This window comes from Xenorhabdus doucetiae (assembly GCF_000968195.1).
In the GTDB taxonomy this organism is placed as follows: domain Bacteria; phylum Pseudomonadota; class Gammaproteobacteria; order Enterobacterales; family Enterobacteriaceae; genus Xenorhabdus; species Xenorhabdus doucetiae.
On the sequence record NZ_FO704550.1, the window covers coordinates 1,645,869 to 1,665,050 of the forward strand.

Here is a 19,182-nt window from a genome sequence, read left to right on the forward strand (position 1 = left end):
CCTAACAACATTTACGTGATGAAGTAGTTCAATAATTTTCAGGTACGGTGCCACGACAATGGAACTAAAATCAACACAAATTGGCCAACGTTTTGCTCAACACCCTTATAATCGGGTGCGTTTGCTTAATGCGGGTATTGAAGTCAGCGGTGACAAACACCGGTACCTTATTCCCTTTAATCAATTAATTGCTATTCAGTGTAAGCGAGGGATTGTTTGGGGGGAACTGGAATTTGAATTACCAGAAGGCAAAGTGGTTCGTCTGCACGGCACGGAATGGCAGCAAACACAACATTTTTACCATGACTTATTAAAGGAATGGCAAAAATGGAGCCGCGAGATGAGTGATGTCAGCGCGGGTGTTTTGGCGGCTCAAGTCAATAAAATAGATAAAATCAAACAACAAAACCGTTGGTTGAAAAGCGAAGATTTAGCTTCTGTGCGGCAACAAATCGAGGAAACCTTTCAGGCTTTGCCTTTGCCATTACAACGAATTGCGCAATTTGAACATTGTCGTGGCAATTATCAGATTTGTCTGGATTGGTTAGAGAAGGGGGGGAAAATAATTCACACCCTGAATCAGCAATGGGAAGATCGCATGCTGGTGCAACATGGACAATTTTTCCAGACATTTTTCCAACCAATAGGAACAAAAACGTCGCCACTGAATCGTTCCCAGTGTCAGGCCGTGATGAATGGTGAACAACATATTTTGATCTTGGCGGGGGCGGGCAGTGGCAAAACCGCTGTGTTGGTGGCGCGCGCGGGATGGTTATTGTTACGCCAACAAGCCCTGCCTGAACAAATTTTATTGCTGGCTTTTGATCGTCAGGCCGCCGATAAAATGAATAAACGTATTCAGGCTCATTTGGCAACAAAAGAAATAAAAGCCAACACATTTCAGACCTTGGCATTGCATATTATTCAGCGAGGCAGCAATAAGTCACCGAAAATTAGCGAGCTGGAAACTGATATCCAAAAACGCCGTGATTTTCTTATTCAGGAATGGCAAAAACAGTGCAAAGAAAAAAAAGCCCGGGCTAAAGGCTGGCGAGAATGGTTGAGCGAAGAATTAGATTGGCCATTACCCGAAGGTGAATATTGGCATGATGAGTCATTGACGACGCGCTTATCGGTCCATCTGGAACGTTGGCTGGCGCTAATACGTATGCAAGGCGGCAGTCAAAAAGAGATGATTGAACAGGCGCCTGCTGCTTATAGCGATATATTGCAGAAACATCTGCGGCTTATGGCACCGTTGCTGAAAGCCTGGAAATCCGCATTGAAATCGGAAGGGGTAATCGATTTTGCTGGTTTAGTCCATCAAGCGGTGAATATCTTACAGAAAGATCGGTTTATCAGCCCATGGAAACATATTCTGGTGGATGAATTTCAGGATATTTCCCCCTTGAGAATGAAATTATTAACCGCATTGAAAGCACAAAATAAGCGAACCCATCTCTTTGCGGTGGGAGATGATTATCAGGCAATCTATCGTTTTAGTGGGGCTGAATTAACGTTAACGACGGTATTTTCAACTTATTTTGGCAACGGAGTGAAATGTATATTGGATACAACTTATCGTTTCAATGACCGTATTGGAGAAATAGCTAACCAATTTATCCAACAAAATCCTTATCAATTAAAGAAACCACTCAATAGCCAGACCAAAGGGAATAAAAAATCGGTTGTGATTTTACCGCAAGAGCAGTTGGAAACATTGCTGAATAAAATGAGTGGTTATGTTACCAAGCAGGAAACTATCTTATTATTGGCGCGTTATCACTATCTCAAACCCGAATTATTGAAAAAAGCGCCGACTCGCTGGCCAAATTTGAAAATTGAATTTATGACCATTCACGCCGCTAAAGGGCAGCAAGCGGATTATGTCATTATTTTGGGATTGCAGCAGGGCGAAGATGGTTTTCCGGCACCAGAAAGAGGCTCCGTGATGGAACAGGTTTTATTGCCGCCACCTGAGGATTACCCTGATGCACAAGAACGTCGTCTTTTATACGTCGCATTGACGCGGGCAAAAAAGCAGGTTTGGTTAATGCAGGAGCCGAAAAATCCATCAATTTTTATTCATCAATTGGCGCAATTGGGCGTTCCGATTCAACGCAAACCGTAAGCGTAAAAAACGCAAGTTACAAGATACCTGACACAGGGGATATGGGAGGTTAAATGAAAGAGCAATATATGGCCGATATACTGGGAAAAGTTAAAACCATTGCGTTAGTCGGAGCGAGCGAGAAAACGCATCGCCCAAGTTATAAGGTGATGAAATATTTATTGGATCAGGGATATAACGTTATTCCTGTCAGCCCTAAACTGGCGGGACAAACTTTATTAAATCAGCCTGTTGTGAGCCAATTATCTGATATTCAACAGCCTGTTGATATGGTTGATGTCTTTCGCAATGCGGAAGCCGTCTATGGCGTTGCGCAGGAAGCTATCGCCATTGGCGCGAAAGTGCTTTGGTTACAACAAGGCGTTATCAATGAAGAAGCCAAAGTATTGGCAGAAAACGCAGGACTGGACGTTGTGATGGATCGTTGTCCTAAAATTGAAATCCCACGCTTGGGGCTGGAAAAGTGAATAAGGCGGCGATGGGTGAATGATTCACCACCTTACTGTTATGATTTGGATAATGGTAATAACAGCACTTAATTTCGTAGTCGCGGAGCTTGCAATTGACTGCGGATAGATTCGGCCAACTCATCCAGAGAAGATTGCTCCGGATGCTCATCCGATGTTTCGTAAGTCAATTGAGCTTCTGCCAAATAAGTATGGATAGGTTGTCCATCATCATCTTCCATTACAACGTGATACCACGGCGCAGAACGTAAAGTCGCATTAGATGCAATATCATTTTCCTGCGGTTGCTCTAAAGAATATTCTGCATCAATATCGACAATAACACCCAAATAACCCAGCAACCTATGTCGTACTTGCTGGCCGATACCGAATTTGCTGGCGATCATCATAGTCACCTCCAAAGAAACTTTGCAATGACTCTTATATAGGGACAGTAAGGTAAATTTCAAGCGTACATCCGGTAGCGGTAGCCGGAATTTCTGCATGATTTTTGAAGCCAAGATGACATGTGACCGCCACCTCACAATTTCAGGTTAGCTGTTGCGTATATAAAATACAATATCAAAAGTGGGATTAGCGTTTTTAAAGTGCTTACCATCTTATCTGGGGGGAATGTAACGATGACTAAATACAGCGTGACTATTTATGTCTACGGAAGAGTACAGGGAGTGGGGTTCCGCTATCATACTTACCGTTGGGCAAAGAAAAACAAGCTGGTGGGATATGTCCGCAATAGGGATGACGGAAGTGTTAAAATTGTCGCGAGTGGCAATGATGCGCAAATCAAAATGTTAACACATTGGCTGGAGCAGGGCGGGCCACCGAGTGCCAAAATAGAACATTTTAGATCTCAGCTTTGTCAAGCAGAAGAGATGAGTGATTTTAGCATCCGTCACTAATGACGGATGAATCGATCAAATACATTTAACGGGTTTCGGAAGGCCGGCAATTTTAGTTGCTTGTTTTGCCGGCCCTTTAGGAAATAGGCGATAAAGGTAACGGCTATTGCCTTTTTCCTCACCATATTTTTGCGAGATCGCTTTGACTAACATACGAATAGCGGGTGAAGTATTAAATTCTTCATAGAATTCACGTACAAAACGTATCACTTCCCAATGCTGTTCGGTTAGCGTGATAGCCTCTTGCCCGGCAATAACAGGCGCCATGGCTTCTTGCCAATCACGGTAATTTTTTAGATAACCTTGTGCGTCCGTTTCGATTTCACGACCTTCAAATACCAACATAACTTTTTTACCATCCAATAACGATGGCCGCAATTTAGCAAAAATAACCATTATTCCCAAGAAAGATTACCCAAGATGCTGAATAAGTAGACCAACAGACCGTATTGTGAGTAAATTAACGGCAGTTGAGCCGATAAATACTTTACATTGTGAATAGTGATGTTTATAGTGCTCGACATCGCGGAGGGGTGGCCGAGCGGCTGAAGGCAGCGGTCTTGAAAACCGCCGATGGGAAACCATCCGAGAGTTCGAATCTCTCCTCCTCCGCCAGTTACACTTCTCCCAACGTCTCTTCAAGTCTAATTTTCTTAGTAAAATCAACGAAAATCCCCAAATTACACTCTATAGTCGTCTACTAGCATCTATTGCAATGTATCCCAATCAGGGGGTATATATAGGGGTATATTTTTGTACCCCTTTAAAAAATACCCCACAGTTGCGAGGATGCTAGACTCATGAAACTAACAGCCCGGCAAGTTGAAACAGTAAAACCCCAAGATAAAGATTTTAAGCTATCCGATGGTGGCGGCTTGTATTTGTTGGTTAGTTCAAGAATTAGATTCTATACCTCTTGATTGTAATTCTTTGCGGATCACGGTAATGGCGACTGGCATTGTCGCCAGTGTGACCAGCCCAATCACGGTGACGGGCTGGATTTGGTGGCAAGGGTTAAAGGGATCACAGTCTTTGCAGCCGCTAAGTTAGTTTCGGGGGCACTGGCTCTGCCCTTACCGGAACCAAGCCCGCCAGAAAAGAGGCTCCCAAATCAGAGACTCCCTCAATAATCGAGAAAGTGAACAGGCTCTTGGTTCGAGCCACATTTGGGCAATCCGGCTATCTGGCGAAAAAGGGGCTGCAATGCCCCAAACAACGGTTATTGAAAGAGGGGATTTTATTGCTGATCACCCAAACACTGAACGGCACTATCACCGGTGCGCAAACCATTAAGCCGAACGGTGAAAAACGCCTTGTTGCAGGCACTCAGAAAAAGGGGAGTGTTATCCCCGTATCTGAGATAACCGGCACACCGGATACGTGCATCATTACCGAGGGTTACGCAACAGCCTTAACGGTCAGTCAGTTACATGAGGGTGTGGTACTGGCGGCACTGGATGAAGGTAACTTACCTAACGTGGCCGAACAGGTCAGGGAACGGTGGCCAGACGCGAAGATCATTCTTGCGGCCGATAACGATTGGCATGAACCGGGAGCGCTGGGCAAAAACGGCAAACCCAAGAAGAACGTCGGCAAGATAGCGGCAGAGAAGACCGCCAAAGCGATTAATGGCTGGGTAACGCTACCGCCCACGGAGTATAAAGCCGATTGGGACGACTATCGCCAGCACCACGGCATTGAGGCAGCAAAGCAGGCATTCAGTCACGGGCTATATCAGGTGGGGGAGAAAAAGGCAGTGAACGCAGAAGCAGCCGTGATCCACGAAAATAAGAAAAAAAGTCCCCATCTGGCACAAATGGCCGCCAGTCAACGCGGGGCATTATTGGTTGAGCATTACAAAAAAATCGCGGTACATGCTGAAAGCGAAGCAGTTTATCACTATAACGGCACGACATGGGAAACTGTGTCAGATAACGAGCTGCGTCGCGCAATGGTGGCAATCTTCGACCAGCACGACACCCCGTACAGCCCAAACGGGATCAATAACGCTATCTGCGCCATGAAATTACAAATTCCGGTCATTGGCGAACAACAGTCGGATTTAATCGGGTTCAGCAATGGCGTGTATGAGCTAACTACACAGAAATTTACTCCCCATCAACCTGAACATTGGCTCATGAACCATAATGGCATTGAGTTTACCCAGCCCGTTCTCGGTGAGAACTTGTCGGATCATGCTCCTGACTTTTATCGCTGGTTATCCCATGCAGCAGGGCAGAATGAAAACAAGATGAATCGCATCAAAGCCGCCTTGTTTATGATTCTGGCAAACCGTTATGACTGGCAGCTCTTTATTGAAGTGACAGGCGAAGGCGGCAGCGGTAAAAGCATCTTTACGTATATTGCGACCTTATTAGCGGGAGAACACAATACTGCCAGTGGTAATATGAAAGCGCTGGATGAAGCGAGAGGCCGTTATCAATTTGTCGGTAAGAGTTTAATTACGTTGCCCGATCAGGTTAAATATGTCGGTGAAGGTGCGGGCATTAAAGCCATTACCGGCGGCGACCTGATTGAAATTGACGGAAAATACGAGAAGCAATTTTCAACGGTTATTAAAGCCGTGGTATTAGCCACCAATAACGAACCCATGAGCTTTACCGAGCGCAATGGCGGCATTGCAAGGCGGCGGGTGATATTTCCGTTTAATATTCCGGTCAAGGAATCCGAGAAAGATCCACAATTGCCGGAGAAAATCAGTCGGGAACTGCCGGTGATTATACGCCACTTATTAAACGAATTTGCCGACCAAAATAAGGCTAAGAAACTGCTACAGGCGCAACGCGATTCTAACGAAGCATTAACAGTGAAAAGCAATTCTGATCCGTTGTATCGCTTTTGCGGTTATCTGGTGTCTGTCAATGATACAACTGGAATGAAGATGGGTAATAAAAATATTAGCCCACGAGCGCCGAGAATGTATTTATATCATGCTTATCTTTCTTTTATGGAGGCGCACGGCTTTGAACGTCCGCTGACACTGACTAAGTTTGGTGAATCCATCCCTAAGATTATGCTGGAATACCGGAAAGAGTATCGGAAAGTGCGAACCAAGAAAGGTTACTCTTATAACGTCGAGTTATCGGAAGAGGCCGAAGAATGGCTACCGTCAGTGCCTGAATGTCGAGACTTTAAATTACCTGTATAAAACTTTTGCCTTTAAGTCTGCATTCCATACACCAACTCAAATATCTTACTGTATTTAAAAGGAAATAATAGATGTATAGTTGTTTTTTTAACTATACATCAACTCTACATTCTCTTCATTAGGGTAAAAAATGGGTGAACAGATGATACAGTCAGTGAATATCATATTAATTGCATCAAACCCAGATGTAGCAAGGCTTTCAGGGGATTGTGCAGAGGGTGCATAACTGAGGAGATGAAAAAGATTTTCAGGGGGGTATCTTCTGGCAGGTAAATAAAAGCCGGAGGAATCTAAGAAGATAAATTTAGTATATCAATTTGTTTTTTTATTAGGATACTATCTGAAATTTAAATTAGGTAATTATCTGATTTTATTTAAGCAGAGAGATTAATCACAATTTTGCTGGTGATCTTTTATTCATGCTGGAATAGATAAGTATTGCTGTTATATCCTGTTTAATTGATGCTATATGGAAATCGTGACACAAATCACTTGATTGTTACATGCCTTAATAGTAATTAATGAAATTATTCATGACGAATATTATGGAGAATTGAGGAATGACACATAAGAAATATAATCCTACTTGGGATGGCTATATGGGGGATGTTTTAAGGGGGAATGTGGGAATTAATCAGCTAAAGCCTCAACATGAATTTTTTGATGCTATTGGTCTAGAAAAAGTATTGAGGGATAATACCCAGTATCACTTTGTTCTCACATTATCAGAAGCTCAAAGCATTATTGAGGATATCAGTCCCCGCCGTCCACAAAGTCCAAATCATGGAGAAGCATTTGCAAGAGGTATGAACGAAAAACACCTAAGTTATGAAGAAGCATTTGCAAGAGGTATGGACGTAGGAAACAAGAAAAAAAATCCTATGGCGCGTGTATTTTCTGTCACTGATCCCATATCTACCTACGCAGGAAATATCTATGATTCACGTGGATTCCATGATGTTGTTCGAGAATTTAAGAGCTTAGGCATTACAGCGGCAGAACATGTAGGAAAAAATGGGGAAAGGTATATTCACATATCAGGGCATGCAGGTCTTCGAGGTCGTATCATGGGGACACGATATCGTGCCCAAAATCCCCAAATGCTTGGAATGGGAATTGGGCAGCAGGGCCTTAATGCAAGCGTTGTTCAAGGAGTTAGATTCTCCATCATTTTTTCTATTGGATATCGAGTAATAGAAAGTATTTTTAAGGATGAATATACGCTAGCCGATTTTCTTGGAAATGTAACCATGGATATGGCTAAAACTGCTATTATCGCGACAGCCTCTTGGGCTGTCGGTTCAGCTTTAATTGCTACAGCCGCTTTAGGTGGCAGTATAATTGCTGTTGCGGGAATAGTTTTACTTGCTGGTTTTGCAGTGGCTTATATTTTAGATGCTCTTGATAAGCAATATGGGATAAGTGAAAAATTAATAGCACTCATAAAAGAAGAAATGAAGAAAAAACCAAGAACACCGGAAGCGGATTTACGGCATTTTTTTAATGGATTAGGAAGGTTCAGGTGAATAGTAAATACCTTAAAGCATTAGGTGTGCTAATATTATTGTTGTTAATGACATTTATAGTTGCTTTCATTATTGACGATGCTATTTCATTAATATTAATGAAAGATGAAATAAGATTTTCTGGCACTGTTGTCATGGTTGTTATGTCTTCACCTCTATTATTATATTCGTTATCAGGCTCTGTTTTTTTCTTTATCTTTGATAGACTACCTAAATTTAACAAGATAGTTGTTAAATATCTTAGTAGGTTGATGATTGCATCATTTATAATTGGTTTTCCTATCTCTTTTTATGTTGATTATAAGTTAAAAAGTGATGGTTATCTGACATGCGATAAATTATCGTGGATGTCACCAACCACCTATGTAAAAGATTTATCACTGTGTAAATGAAAAAGTTTGTAAATATTCTGTCCTCATGTTTTCGCAAGTTTAGCCTCTGAATTTCAGGGGCTTTTTTATTGTTTATCATGATGTTAAATAGTGTTTAAAGCATATAAAAACCAACCACAAAACACCATGAAAAAGCTACTCGAATTACGCCAGCAAAAGGCAACCTTCACTGAACAAATGCGCTCCCTGCTCACCAAGGCCGAAACTGAAAAACGCTCATTGACCGAAGATGAAGCTAAACAGTTCGACGAACTGCGCAGCCAGTCCGATGCACTGAACGCCGAAATTGCCCGCTATGAGTCAATTGCTGATGAAGAACGCCATCAGGCGAAGATCCAGCCGACCAGTGAAAAACTCAGCAACGACGAACTGCGCCACTATATCGTGACTGGTGAAACCCGTACTTTGTCTACGGGTGTGCCGTCCGAGGGCGGCTATACCGTTATTCCTGAGCTAAACAGGCAGATTATGCAGCAATTGGCGGATGAGTCGGTTATGCGCCGGATCTGTACCCTCAAGACTACGCGCAGCAACGAATACAAACAGTTGGTTTCAGTCGGTGGGGCAGCGGTGGCACACGGGGAAGAGGGTAAGGCACGCGGTGAGACAGCTACGCCGAAGATGGAAGAAGTCAGCATTAAACTGTTCCCGATTTACGCCTATCCCGGCTGCAAACAGCGGGTAAAAATCCGGCCGATGTGATGAGCACAAACGGGAAGCCCGGCGTATGCAGGATAAGCAGCGAGGCACCCGAACCCAACGCGGTTATAGCAATCAATGGGGTAAATATCGCTTGATGTACCTTAAGGCTAATCCCTTATGTGTGATTTGCCTGAAAGCCAATATTTACACCCCGGCAACCATTGTTGACCACATTATCCCGATAGACGGTGACAGCGATGTACTGTTCTGGCCTGACTTCAATCACCAGTCAATATGTCATCGCTGCCATAACAGTAAGACGTTTACCCAAGACCCAGTAACCAAGCAGAAGCGCAAGAACGGTGAGTATCGGGAACGGGAAGAACGGGCGGCAAAGTGTCGGGACTGGTTAGTTGCAGAATGAAATGATTGGGGTGGGGGAGTCAAAAATGACAAATACCCCCTTTCGTGGCACCACCGCCGTCCTCAAATTTTTATGCGCGGCACTTTTTTAGATAGCAGTAATTTTTATAGGAATCAAAACATTATGGCAAGGGCACCTAAACCCCCCGTTTACTTAAACACTATTGCCGCCGAGCAATGGAAATCGAAAGCGAAACTGTTAAATGAGCGTGACGACCTCAGCCCGGCAGACTGGAACAACTTAGAGCTGTATTGCGTCAATTATGCGATCTACCGTAAAGCCATTGAAGACATTGAACGGCGCGGGTTTGCGGTGGAAGGTTCACGCGGCGCGGCGACCAGTAACCCGTCATTAAAAGCCAAGGCGGATGCAGAAAAAATCATGATTAAAATGTCCTCCCTGCTGGGCTTTGACCCGGTGTCACGGCGCAGAAACCCGGTGGAAACGGAGGCTGAGGACGAGTTAGATCGCTTATGAACGCATGGGAACAGTACGCCCTTGATATCCAAAATGGCACCATTCCGGCCTGTCAGCGTCTGAAACAGGCGGTGAAACGCTACTATAACGACCTGAATAACCCGTTTTATGTGTTTGATAGCGAGGTTGTGGAGCGTTTTATTGGTTTCTCCCGTCTCTGTCCACACGTTAAAGGCCACTTGCGCGGTCAGCCCATTGTGCTTGAACCATGGCAGCAATTCGCCTTTGCTAACCTGTTCGGCTTCAAGGTAAAGGCGACGGGGAGCAGGAAATACCGCAGTGCTTATATTCAGGTGCCGCGCAAAAATGCGAAATCCACCGTGGCCGCGATACTGGCGAACTGGTTTCTGGTGATGGAACCGGGACAGCAGGATATTTACACCGCCGCCGTCAGCCGGGATCAGGCGCGTATCGTGTTTGATGATGCCCGCCAGATGAGCCTGTTATCTAAGCCCCTGAAAAAGCGGGTATCTATCCAGCAACATAAAGTGACTTACACGAAGAGCAACAGCCTGTTAAAACCACTGGCCGCCAAAGCCTCGACGATTGAGGGCACCAATCCCAGTCTGGCGATTGTCGATGAATATCATCTACACCCCGATAACGCGGTGTACTCCGCCCTTGAGTTAGGCATGGGTGCCCGTCCCGAAGGACTCCTGTTTGCCATTACTACGGCGGGCAGTAATGTTATTTCGGCCTGTAAGCAGCACTATGATTATTGCTGTCAGATACTGGACGGCGAAGAACAAAATGAATCGCTGTTTGCCCTGATCTACGAGCTGGACGACGAGCACGAGATTGATAATGAAGCACTTTGGATTAAGGCCAATCCCAATCTGAATGTCTCAGTAGACAGTGAGGCATTGCATGACACCATCCAGAAAGCCCGTGGTATACCGTCACAATGGACAGAGATGCTAACCAAACGCTTTAATATCTGGTGTCAGGGTGAAACCCCGTGGATGGGCGAAGGGGCTTGGCAAGCCTGCCAGACTGATTATGATGAAAACGACCTCAAGGGGCTGGAGTGTTACGCCGGATTAGACTTGTCGTCAACGGGGGATATTACCAGCATTTGCTACACCTTCCCCGTGGAGAATGAACTGTTACTCCTGACCCGCCATTACCTGCCCGAAGCGCAGTTACAGAATCCGGCCAATAAGAACCGGGCTATTTATCGGCAATGGGCGCAAGCGGGCTGGATACGCACCACACAAGGCGACTGCATTGATTATGACCGTATCCGCGATGATATCCTCAAAGACAGCCAACAGTTTGATATCAAGCTGGTCGGCTTTGATACATGGAACGCCACGCACCTAAGAACTCAGCTACAAGGTGCCGGGCTGGATGTTGAGCCGTTCCCGCAAACCTATCTACGCTTTAGCCCGGTGGCTAAATCGGCTGAGGTATTCGTTAACCGCAAGGTGATTCGTCATAACAGCGATCCGGTTCTCGCATGGGCAATGTCCAATGTGGTGATGGAAACCGACGCGAACGCTAATATCAAGCCGAACAAGAAGAAATCCGCAAACAAGATTGATCCGGCGATTGCGTTCCTGATGAGTTTTGGCACTTGGCAGAGTGAACACGAGGACTTTGCTTTCAGTCTGTCGGATGAACAGAAGCAGCGCCTTAAGGCGTTTAATGGGATATAACGCAAAAAGTTAAGCGGTTTTACTGATTCGCTTATTGAATTTGATAAACCAATTCATTAAAGTAATCCCGCCATTGGCAAAATCCAATGGTCAAGGTTTAGCAGCCTTGAGATCAACCACTGGTAAGGATAGTTTCTTGCCAGTGTGCCTGTTATCGCCTTTTCAATGGTGATTCAGGCGGGGGAGACTCACGTCTCGCCGGAAGTTGATCCCGGTCTGCTAACCCTGCTTGAATCACCACCATCAATGATTAATTAATGGAAGGGGTAGCAGAAATGAACAACGTTAGAAATGACTGGCATCAAGCTGATATTATTGCTGCATTACGCAAGCGTGGTACAACTCTTGCCGCAGTCTCCCGCGAAGCTGGACTTAGTTCTTCTACATTAGCAAATGTGTTATCACGCCCTTGGCCTAAAGGGGAATGGATCGTTGCTAACTATCTCGGAGTACATCCTTCTGAAATTTGGCCTAGTCGGTATTTTGATATGTATGGTCAGCTTATTGAGCGAGAGGCTAGAAAAAAATCCGATTAACTAATGGTAACCTGAGTTAAACAGATATTTTCTTGTGGGGGACTAATCACCCCACTAATTTATATTTAGAGAGTGTTTTTTTATTTAAGATAAGCTCAGTTATCTTGTGTTAGTAAATCTAAACTTACATCTCCATACATTAATAGGTCAAAAGCTAAAAATAGTTTTCTTAAGTCTGATTTTAAATTTTCATTTTTAAATAATGCAAAGGCTTCTTCTTGGATATATTTTTTCAATTCAACTTTATTTATTGATTTTATATTCTTTATTATAATTAATAGTTCTTTGTTTTTTAGTAAGTTCTCGGATTTGATAGCTTCAATTGAGTTGAAGTTAGTCTTTGAATATTTTTTATCTAAATGGACGGATTTGATTAGTTTGTCTATTTTTCCATGTTCTTTTATTCTTTTTGCTATTTTTTCAATTTCTCTTTTTGAAATATTTATATTTTTTAATTCACAGGATTTTATTAATTTAGAGAAAGGGGTTCTCGCATGAGGAGGGTAGTCTATAAGAAATTCAATAGCTGATTTGTTAGGTATTTCATTTTTTTCAAAAATATAATCTTCTAAATATTCAACTTCTTTAACTCTAATGTAAACAAGTTGTTTATCACCTAATGCAACTACTAAATTTTTACCAGAATTAGCATGTCTTTCTAATTCATCCAAATCAGAAGGAGTGACCAATAGACTACCTAAATTACCTTTTTCCCCTTCATTTAGAATAAGTTGTTTTATTACTCTTTGATATCTAAGGATATCATATGGTGGCAATCCTTCATTTATGTTACTTATTTCATCATATATTTTTTTATAATTATCAGTTTCTATAGATGTATATGTTATTTGTGATTTATCATCTGTCCTATGTGTTTTTATAATATCCATTTCATCTTTTTTAAATTCAATAAAAACAATTCTTTCAGCAGATTTTCTTTTATCTTCTTTTGGAAGTTGAGAAGAAAAATCAGTCAGTAATTTTTTTATATTTCTATCTGTTAATGAATACCCAATAAATATTATAGAGCTTTTTATCATGCTCGATAATATTTTTGCACTAATTAGTATAGATTTATTATCATATGTTTCATAGTCATGACCATTAATTACTATTGAATTAGGATGTTCTATATCTCCGTGGATCTTATATAATTCACTCCACCCAATGGTATCATCAAAAAATCCTTCATTGCCTATATACATTTTAGGCTCAACATTTTGTTCTAATAAAAGTGTTTCAATAAATGAATCGTAATTTGTTGTAATAAGCATTTTTGCATTTTTTAAAAATTTCTTAAATGATTCAAATTCATCTTTTTTAAGATTTTTGTTTAAATCATTTTGTTTAAATCTCTGGCATAAAGAATATTTAAATGGTGATATATCTTCATCAAAAACTCTTTTTGAAGTTAATCCTTCCAATGATATTTTCCCTGAGTTAAATAATTCATTGAATTTTTTTTCAATGAAAGTAGCCGCTTCGGAATATACTTTGTGATTTAAGTCAGAGTCATTGTTATCCTCTTTATATTTATTCTTTATTTCTGATAAATAGTTATAAAATCCCTGGTCATTATTATTAATTTTATTCCAATATTCTTCCAGCAAGTCAGGCCATGTTGGAGAATTTTCCAAGTATCTTTTAGACATTCCTGACCCAATAAATACTATTGGGTAATTTTTGAAGTTAAAAATAGAGTCTGACATTTGAAACCCTTTTCATAAAAATTAGCCGATCACTGGTATACTGTATATAATAAAGCATACTAAATAACTTTTTCTAGTGTTTTGATCGGAGCTTACTTAATTTGTGAGGTATGTAGATGTTCAAATATGATAACCAATTTTATTATTTCAGTAAAATATAGTTTACTTTTTCATGGTATCCATCATAAATTGTAACAATGAACACTATGATGATACTGTCACGACAAACTAAGAGAAAATTTTTACTGGTGTGGGGGGCAACTCACAGAAAGGTGAATTTAGGTAACAAATAATACGGGGTACAATTGGGGGTATGTTAACTTTTTAATTAAAATAATTAGTTAAATATTAAATGGTTATGTATTTAATATCGCTCCCTCCTCCAACAATAATCTTAAGTATCCTAATATCTCCTAGCATCTACTGAAAGCGACATGAAATTGTGTATAGTTTTTCCTATACACACGGGGGAAATGATGAAGCTAACAGACATGGCAATTAAGCGAGCCAAGCCAGAAGCGAAGTTTTATACGCTGTCTGATGGAAATGGGCTTTGGTTATTGGTGGAGCCGGACGGATCTAGAGGCTGGCGATTCCGTTACCGTTTTGAGGGTAAACAAAAGATGATCTCTTTGGGTACTTACCCAGAGGTGTCTTTGGCTGAGGCGAGAAGACGAACTGCTGAATATCGTTCAATGGTTGCCGATGGCATTAACCCTTCTGAGGATAGAAAAAGGCAGAAACGAGAAAGTATTATTATGTCAGAGAATACTTTCGAGAAAATTACTCGTGAATAGTATGAAAAGCGCAAAGACAGATGGTCAGTAGGATACCGGGATGACATGATGAGTGCTTTTGAGAATGATGTCTTTCCTTATATTGGCAATAGACCAATAGCGGATATAAAACCCTTAGAATTACTTGATGTTCTTTCGGGAATGGAAAAGCGTGGAGCGAAAAAATTAAAAAAAAGTTCGCCAGCACTGTGGGGAGGTTTGGAAATACGCAATTATAACGTGTACTAGCTCAGACCTGACCTGACAGTTACAGGTTATTTATACAGGTGTCTGTCAGGTTAAATCTGGTTCAGATTTTTTTCTGTCCAGATGCGTTTTCCATCCAGTAACGTTTCCATTGGCGTTCGCCCACAGCACATTTTGCAGCCTGTCCATGTCACCGTAAAGTTTCTTGCGGAACGTCACCTGATAAAACGCTTGTAAAATCGTTTTATGGAAGCGTTCACAGATACCATTTGTTTGCGGGGGCATCGACATAGATTCCTGTTTCCCCGCAACAACAATTGATGATTGATCAGTCAGGATTTGTTGTACGCCCAGTATGATCGCACGTAAGCCCGAACCGCAAGCTGATTGACTAAATATGCGGTAGTCTTTTCTGGAAGACCAACTTTGTCTACTTCATGTTCACTAATTTGAGCCTGCTTAATCGCAGCTTTAATAGCGGCAGCACCCAATGAATGAGCCGGTACTTTTGAAAGACTTCCGTTGAAGCTTCCAATTGGAGTACGTGCTGCACCTACCACCACTACAGATTTTGGTGACGTAAATTTGACAGAATGAGACATCTGATTGATTTACATATATATTGAAAGGGTAATTATCCTTAACCATTTAGAAGGCTTTGAGTCGCATCTGGATAGCGATTGCCAATAGCCATATTTTGTGAAAATGCACTGGAGAGTTCATCAAACACGCCTTGTGGAAGATTTATGTCTACCGCTTTCACATTTTCCTCAAGATATTTCCTACGCTTGGTGCCCGGAATAGGGACAATGTTCTCGCCTCGGGAAAGAACCCAAGCAAGTGCAAGTTGTGCCGGTGTGCATCCAACTTGGTGAGAGAGTGTTTTGACAATGTTGACCAGTGCAAGGTTTTTGTTGAAGTTATCTCCCTGGAAACGAGGGCTGGTATGACGATAATCATCTTCAGAAAGCTGATTGATATTTGTTAATGAACCGGTAAGGAAGCCACGGCCAAGTGGGCTGTAGGAGACTAGACTCACATTTAGTTCATTGCATGCCGCAATAATTTCATCTTCAGGATTACGAGTCCAGAGAGAATATTCGCTTTGAACTGCGGTAACGGGATAAATTTTGTGTGCGCGGTGCAGGGTTGATGCTGACACCTCAGACAAACCAATACACCCAATTTTACCCTCTTTGACAAGCTCGGCCATAGCGCTGACTGTTTCTTCAATAGGCGTCTGCGGATCCACTCGGTGCAAATAATACAGATCGATATAATCAGTATTCAGCCTGCGAAGGCTTCCTTCAACCGATTGTTTTACATAATTTTTTGAACCATTAACGCCTCGACCTGTTACATTGTTTGGCTCGCGAATAATGCCAAATTTAGTTGCCAGAACAATTTTGTCACGGACTTTATTGATGGCCTTACCGATTAGTTCTTCATTAATATAAGGTCCATACATATCAGCTGTATCTAAGAAGTTAATACCCAGATCAATAGCATGGTGAATCGTTGAAATTGATTCCTTATCATTTGTAGCACCATAAAATTCACTCATACCCATGCACCCAAGTCCAATAGATGAAACTTTAGGGCCTTTATTACCTAAGATGCGAGTTTTCATAAATAATTCCTTATTTCAATTATGGTTAATAAATCTTTTTTAAAAACTTAATTATGGAGTGATAATATTCCAATTTCGTTCTTTTGCTAATTTGACGAAAGGATCTGAATCATCCTTATTGTGGTCAACAATTGTTGGATGGCCTACGACCTCAAGCATTCCAATATCAGATATATGATCCCCATAGGCGTAGCACTCCTCAGGTTTAATTCCACTCTTATCTCTTATAAATGCTAATACAGCATCTTTTTTATTTTTACCGATCATAGGCTTCTTAATTCCACCGGTAAAATAATGCGTTATTTCCTTTTGCTCAGAACAAATGATGTTTGTAACGTTAAGATATTCTGATATAGGGTTTATTATATGCCTGCAACTACATGGATTGATGCAACGATAAGTGAACCGGATTGCTTATTACAGGAATCGAGTTATCTCGTGGACGTCCCCACTTATTAGCTATCCTGCTAATGGGCACGATAGTATGCTCGACGATCTGTTCTAATAATCTTGGGCCATTCGTAATCTTTCTATCCTTACTCATACAACGCATATAAATATCCTTTGAAATTTTATTAAAAAACGAGAAAGACTAATTCTTTTGGATATTATTTATAAATATTCTCATCATGAAAATAATAAATTCATGTGATACCAAAAAAGTATCATCATATTATCTGGCACTGTGAGTAATCTTATTATTCAATCATTATAGTGTAACATTAAGATAAGGGGGTTAGTTTTTGAACACGTTACGATTTTGACCATCATGGACATAAACCGATTTGAAAAATCCGCATACAACGGATAATTTGACGGAAAAAACGGTGACTTGTTTTTTTATGATGCGTTCAATGCCAAAAAAAGAGAGTTCATTTTAAGGTAAGATTTTTCTTCAGCGGAGCTGAGCAATCACACAGCCATAGTTGTTGGAAAGACAAATAATGGTCTTATCCTTTAAATCAGGCTGAAATGCAGTTTCGGATGAAACAGTGGTACAAGTGCTCAACGAAACGGAGCGCCCGGTTCAGATCAGTCCTATATGTGGGTGCATCGCAGCGGGCGCAGTGTAGCCGACTTTTTAGGAGATTATACTAGTTATCTGCTAACGGATGGTTACGTTGCTTACTATAACCCGAATTCCGTTTAAGTCGTCACTGGGAAATCTTCTTCTGAGTAGAAAATTTTCAGTGACGGTTTCTTTTCTTTAACGCAGTAAGCAATCAATCCACATAAAACAGTTAACAGAAATCCTTTTATACTTCAGTGGTGAGAATGCTCTATTTGAGAAATGAGTTTCAATTGACCATTAATGGTTTCGAGAATAAAACGCTTTAATAACATTATCCTATCCCACTCTGCCGGTACCTGTATTTCATGTTACTAATGTGATCCAACAATCAGCCAAGATTAGCAAGAGTCCAAAAATTTAGCCATCCTTCTGGAGGCCAGATATATACGTATTTTTCTATGGAAAAAATTTCCATTCATAAAAATATCATATTTGTGAGTTATAGCTATTTCTATTAAATAAGTTTATGCTTCTCCTTAGTGGTGTACATTTTTGTAAACACGCAAAGGATAGTTATGAGAGGAATGCCAACTTTTCGCCAAATGGAATACTTTCTAATGGCAGCAAACTGCGGTAGTTTTCGCGTTGCAGCTGAACGATTACATATGACCCAACCCCCTCTGAGTCGCCAGATTAAAGAACTCGAAAATATCCTTGGGGGACCACTGTTCACACGATCAAAAGCAGGAGTGCAACTGACCAAGCGAGGCATAGCGTTTTATAAAGAAGTCCCTCTACTTAGAGATCAATTTCTCGAAATACAGAAGAAAATGGATGCTTTCTCACTAGGAGAGAAGAGCAATTGGCATATAGGCTTCACTTCTGTACTCTCTCCAAATATCTTCAACCAGATTAGAAAATTTTTAACTGATAAACTGGGTAGCGACGCTGTCTCATTTACTTATGGTTATTCAAAAAAATTAAGCGATTTGGTATCTAAAAAGAAACTTGATTTGGCAATAATAGGAACACCATCCCCAATACCTGAATTCGATTATAAGTTACTGCATTTAGCTACAGAGAGAATGTATGTAGCGATATCTAAGAGCCATATTTTATCATCAAAAGAAGAAATAAGCCTGATTGACCTTAAAAATGAACATCTATTTTGGTTCCAGAGAAATGAAAACAAAGAATACTACGACAAGTGTGAATATTATTTTCTTTCAAGAGGTTTTAATATGAAAAGAAAGCAAGATCCCGGTGACAACCACATTTTATTGTCTTTAATATCAGCTGGTGAAGGATTTTCAATTGTTCCTCATTCAATTACGCTTAATGAAAGGTCTAATTTGGCTTACATACCCCTCATTGAAAAAGAGTCGGAAGAGTTAAATATTAAAATCCAGATGATCTATCGTTCAGACATCGATTTTACTCATGAAAATCTTATAAATGACATTCATCGAGCTCATGCCAGTATAAATAACTAAACTCATATTTAACAATCGCCATCTTAATTACGGA

15 protein-coding genes, 1 tRNA gene and 8 pseudogenes are annotated in these 19,182 nt (G+C 41.1%); 15 read left to right on the plus strand and 9 right to left on the minus strand.

Annotated features, from left to right (window positions below; all coding sequences use genetic code 11):
* The first annotated feature begins 58 nt into the window (after positions 1–58).
* Both helD and XDD1_RS07550 read left to right on the plus strand, forming a co-directional pair.
* Entirely contained in the window at positions 59–2,131 is a 2,073-nt protein-coding gene (gene helD, locus XDD1_RS07545; protein ID WP_045970064.1) for a DNA helicase IV, read from the plus strand.
* Between the two features lie 53 nt (positions 2,132–2,184).
* Positions 2,185–2,598 carry a CoA-binding protein gene (locus XDD1_RS07550; RefSeq protein ID WP_045970067.1) on the plus strand — a complete coding sequence of 138 codons (414 nt, stop codon included), beginning with the start codon at positions 2,185–2,187 and terminating at the stop codon, positions 2,596–2,598.
* Positions 2,599–2,666: 68 nt separating this feature from the next.
* On the opposite strand, the gene hspQ is transcribed toward XDD1_RS07550, so the two are convergent.
* Positions 2,667–2,987 carry a heat shock protein HspQ gene (hspQ, locus tag XDD1_RS07555; RefSeq protein ID WP_187651412.1) on the minus strand — a complete coding sequence of 107 codons (321 nt, stop codon included), beginning with the start codon at positions 2,985–2,987 and terminating at the stop codon, positions 2,667–2,669.
* Positions 2,988–3,218: 231 nt separating this feature from the next.
* Between hspQ and yccX the strand changes: the two genes are divergently transcribed.
* Entirely contained in the window at positions 3,219–3,497 is a 279-nt protein-coding gene (gene yccX / locus XDD1_RS07560) for an acylphosphatase (protein ID WP_045970069.1), read from the plus strand.
* 15 nt (positions 3,498–3,512) lie between these two features.
* Here the strand turns inward: yccX and tusE are convergent, their stop codons facing one another.
* Positions 3,513–3,842 (minus strand): sulfurtransferase TusE, encoded by a 330-nt coding sequence (gene tusE, locus XDD1_RS07565; RefSeq protein WP_045973389.1) that lies wholly within the window; start codon positions 3,840–3,842, stop codon positions 3,513–3,515.
* 182 nt (positions 3,843–4,024) lie between these two features.
* Here tusE and XDD1_RS07570 point away from each other — a divergent pair.
* The 10 genes and pseudogenes from XDD1_RS07570 (at position 4,025) to XDD1_RS07610 (ending at position 12,321) form a co-directional block, all read left to right on the plus strand.
* Positions 4,025–4,112 (plus strand) — tRNA-Ser (locus XDD1_RS07570).
* A gap of 185 nt (positions 4,113–4,297) precedes the next feature.
* Positions 4,298–4,408: pseudogene (locus XDD1_RS19890) on the plus strand (Arm DNA-binding domain-containing protein); the annotation flags it as partial.
* A 90-nt stretch (positions 4,409–4,498) separates the two neighbouring features.
* A pseudogene (locus tag XDD1_RS07575) lies at positions 4,499–6,666 on the plus strand (primase-like DNA-binding domain-containing protein).
* 560 nt (positions 6,667–7,226) lie between these two features.
* A complete protein-coding gene (locus tag XDD1_RS07580; protein WP_084720970.1) occupies positions 7,227–8,192 on the plus strand; it encodes a hypothetical protein in 966 nt (321 codons plus the stop codon).
* Complete coding sequence (locus tag XDD1_RS07585) at positions 8,189–8,584, plus strand: DUF1240 domain-containing protein (protein ID WP_045970071.1); 396 nt, start codon at positions 8,189–8,191, stop codon at positions 8,582–8,584. The genes XDD1_RS07580 and XDD1_RS07585 overlap by 4 nt, the downstream gene beginning before the upstream one ends.
* A gap of 126 nt (positions 8,585–8,710) precedes the next feature.
* Positions 8,711–9,268: pseudogene (locus XDD1_RS19740) on the plus strand (phage major capsid protein); the annotation flags it as partial.
* Positions 9,245–9,650, plus strand: a pseudogene (locus XDD1_RS19745) (HNH endonuclease); the annotation flags it as partial. The pseudogenes XDD1_RS19740 and XDD1_RS19745, both read left to right, overlap by 24 nt.
* Before the next feature lie 123 nt (positions 9,651–9,773).
* Positions 9,774–10,127: a phage terminase small subunit P27 family gene (locus tag XDD1_RS07600; protein ID WP_045970075.1), complete on the plus strand. Its 354-nt coding sequence runs from the start codon at positions 9,774–9,776 to the stop codon at positions 10,125–10,127.
* Positions 10,124–11,785, plus strand: a complete 1,662-nt coding sequence (locus XDD1_RS07605) for a terminase large subunit (protein WP_045970077.1) — start codon at positions 10,124–10,126, stop codon at positions 11,783–11,785. Before XDD1_RS07600 ends, XDD1_RS07605 begins: the two co-directional genes overlap by 4 nt.
* A gap of 275 nt (positions 11,786–12,060) precedes the next feature.
* Positions 12,061–12,321, plus strand: coding sequence for a helix-turn-helix domain-containing protein (locus XDD1_RS07610; protein WP_045973392.1), 261 nt, complete (start codon positions 12,061–12,063; stop codon positions 12,319–12,321).
* A gap of 95 nt (positions 12,322–12,416) precedes the next feature.
* On the opposite strand, the gene XDD1_RS07615 is transcribed toward XDD1_RS07610, so the two are convergent.
* Complete coding sequence (locus XDD1_RS07615) at positions 12,417–14,030, minus strand: SIR2 family protein (RefSeq protein WP_045970079.1); 1,614 nt, start codon at positions 14,028–14,030, stop codon at positions 12,417–12,419.
* 476 nt (positions 14,031–14,506) lie between these two features.
* Between XDD1_RS07615 and XDD1_RS07620 the strand changes: the two are divergent.
* Positions 14,507–15,047 (plus strand): annotated as a pseudogene (locus tag XDD1_RS07620) (tyrosine-type recombinase/integrase); the annotation flags it as partial.
* Between the two features lie 58 nt (positions 15,048–15,105).
* On the opposite strand, the pseudogene XDD1_RS07625 reads toward XDD1_RS07620, so the two are convergent.
* From XDD1_RS07625 to XDD1_RS19390, 6 genes and pseudogenes are all read right to left on the minus strand, one after another.
* Positions 15,106–15,310, minus strand: a pseudogene (locus XDD1_RS07625) (IS481 family transposase); the annotation flags it as partial.
* Positions 15,311–15,319: 9 nt separating this feature from the next.
* Positions 15,320–15,367, minus strand: a pseudogene (locus XDD1_RS20355) (hypothetical protein); the annotation flags it as partial.
* Positions 15,346–15,615, minus strand: coding sequence for a thiolase family protein (locus XDD1_RS07630; protein WP_045970083.1), 270 nt, complete (start codon positions 15,613–15,615; stop codon positions 15,346–15,348). The pseudogene XDD1_RS20355 and the gene XDD1_RS07630, both read right to left, overlap by 22 nt.
* Before the next feature lie 38 nt (positions 15,616–15,653).
* Complete coding sequence (locus XDD1_RS07635) at positions 15,654–16,643, minus strand: aldo/keto reductase (protein ID WP_045970085.1); 990 nt, start codon at positions 16,641–16,643, stop codon at positions 15,654–15,656.
* 51 nt (positions 16,644–16,694) lie between these two features.
* A complete protein-coding gene (locus tag XDD1_RS19170) occupies positions 16,695–17,054 on the minus strand; it encodes an HAD family hydrolase (protein WP_084720972.1) in 360 nt (119 codons plus the stop codon).
* Positions 17,055–17,789: 735 nt separating this feature from the next.
* Positions 17,790–18,005: pseudogene (locus XDD1_RS19390) on the minus strand (transposase); the annotation flags it as partial.
* A gap of 267 nt (positions 18,006–18,272) precedes the next feature.
* Here XDD1_RS19390 and XDD1_RS07645 point away from each other — a divergent pair.
* Positions 18,273–19,148 (plus strand): LysR family transcriptional regulator, encoded by an 876-nt coding sequence (locus XDD1_RS07645; protein WP_167541627.1) that lies wholly within the window; start codon positions 18,273–18,275, stop codon positions 19,146–19,148.
* Positions 19,149–19,182: the final 34 nt, after the last annotated feature.

What these genes read in the sequence shown, in the direction of transcription:
- helD (WP_045970064.1), top strand. Translation starts at nt 59, where the DNA reads ATGGAACTAAAATCAACACAAATTGGCCAACGTTTTGCTCAACACCCT.
- XDD1_RS07550 (WP_045970067.1), top strand. Translation starts at nt 2,185, where the DNA reads ATGAAAGAGCAATATATGGCCGATATACTGGGAAAAGTTAAAACCATT.
- hspQ (WP_187651412.1), bottom strand. Translation starts at nt 2,987, where the DNA reads ATGATGATCGCCAGCAAATTCGGTATCGGCCAGCAAGTACGACATAGG.
- yccX (WP_045970069.1), top strand. Translation starts at nt 3,219, where the DNA reads ATGACTAAATACAGCGTGACTATTTATGTCTACGGAAGAGTACAGGGA.
- tusE (WP_045973389.1), bottom strand. Translation starts at nt 3,842, where the DNA reads ATGTTGGTATTTGAAGGTCGTGAAATCGAAACGGACGCACAAGGTTAT.
- XDD1_RS07580 (WP_084720970.1), top strand. Translation starts at nt 7,227, where the DNA reads ATGACACATAAGAAATATAATCCTACTTGGGATGGCTATATGGGGGAT.
- XDD1_RS07600 (WP_045970075.1), top strand. Translation starts at nt 9,774, where the DNA reads ATGGCAAGGGCACCTAAACCCCCCGTTTACTTAAACACTATTGCCGCC.
- XDD1_RS07605 (WP_045970077.1), top strand. Translation starts at nt 10,124, where the DNA reads ATGAACGCATGGGAACAGTACGCCCTTGATATCCAAAATGGCACCATT.
- XDD1_RS07610 (WP_045973392.1), top strand. Translation starts at nt 12,061, where the DNA reads ATGAACAACGTTAGAAATGACTGGCATCAAGCTGATATTATTGCTGCA.
- XDD1_RS07615 (WP_045970079.1), bottom strand. Translation starts at nt 14,030, where the DNA reads ATGTCAGACTCTATTTTTAACTTCAAAAATTACCCAATAGTATTTATT.
- XDD1_RS07630 (WP_045970083.1), bottom strand. Translation starts at nt 15,615, where the DNA reads ATGTCTCATTCTGTCAAATTTACGTCACCAAAATCTGTAGTGGTGGTA.
- XDD1_RS07635 (WP_045970085.1), bottom strand. Translation starts at nt 16,643, where the DNA reads ATGAAAACTCGCATCTTAGGTAATAAAGGCCCTAAAGTTTCATCTATT.
- XDD1_RS07645 (WP_167541627.1), top strand. Translation starts at nt 18,273, where the DNA reads ATGGCAGCAAACTGCGGTAGTTTTCGCGTTGCAGCTGAACGATTACAT.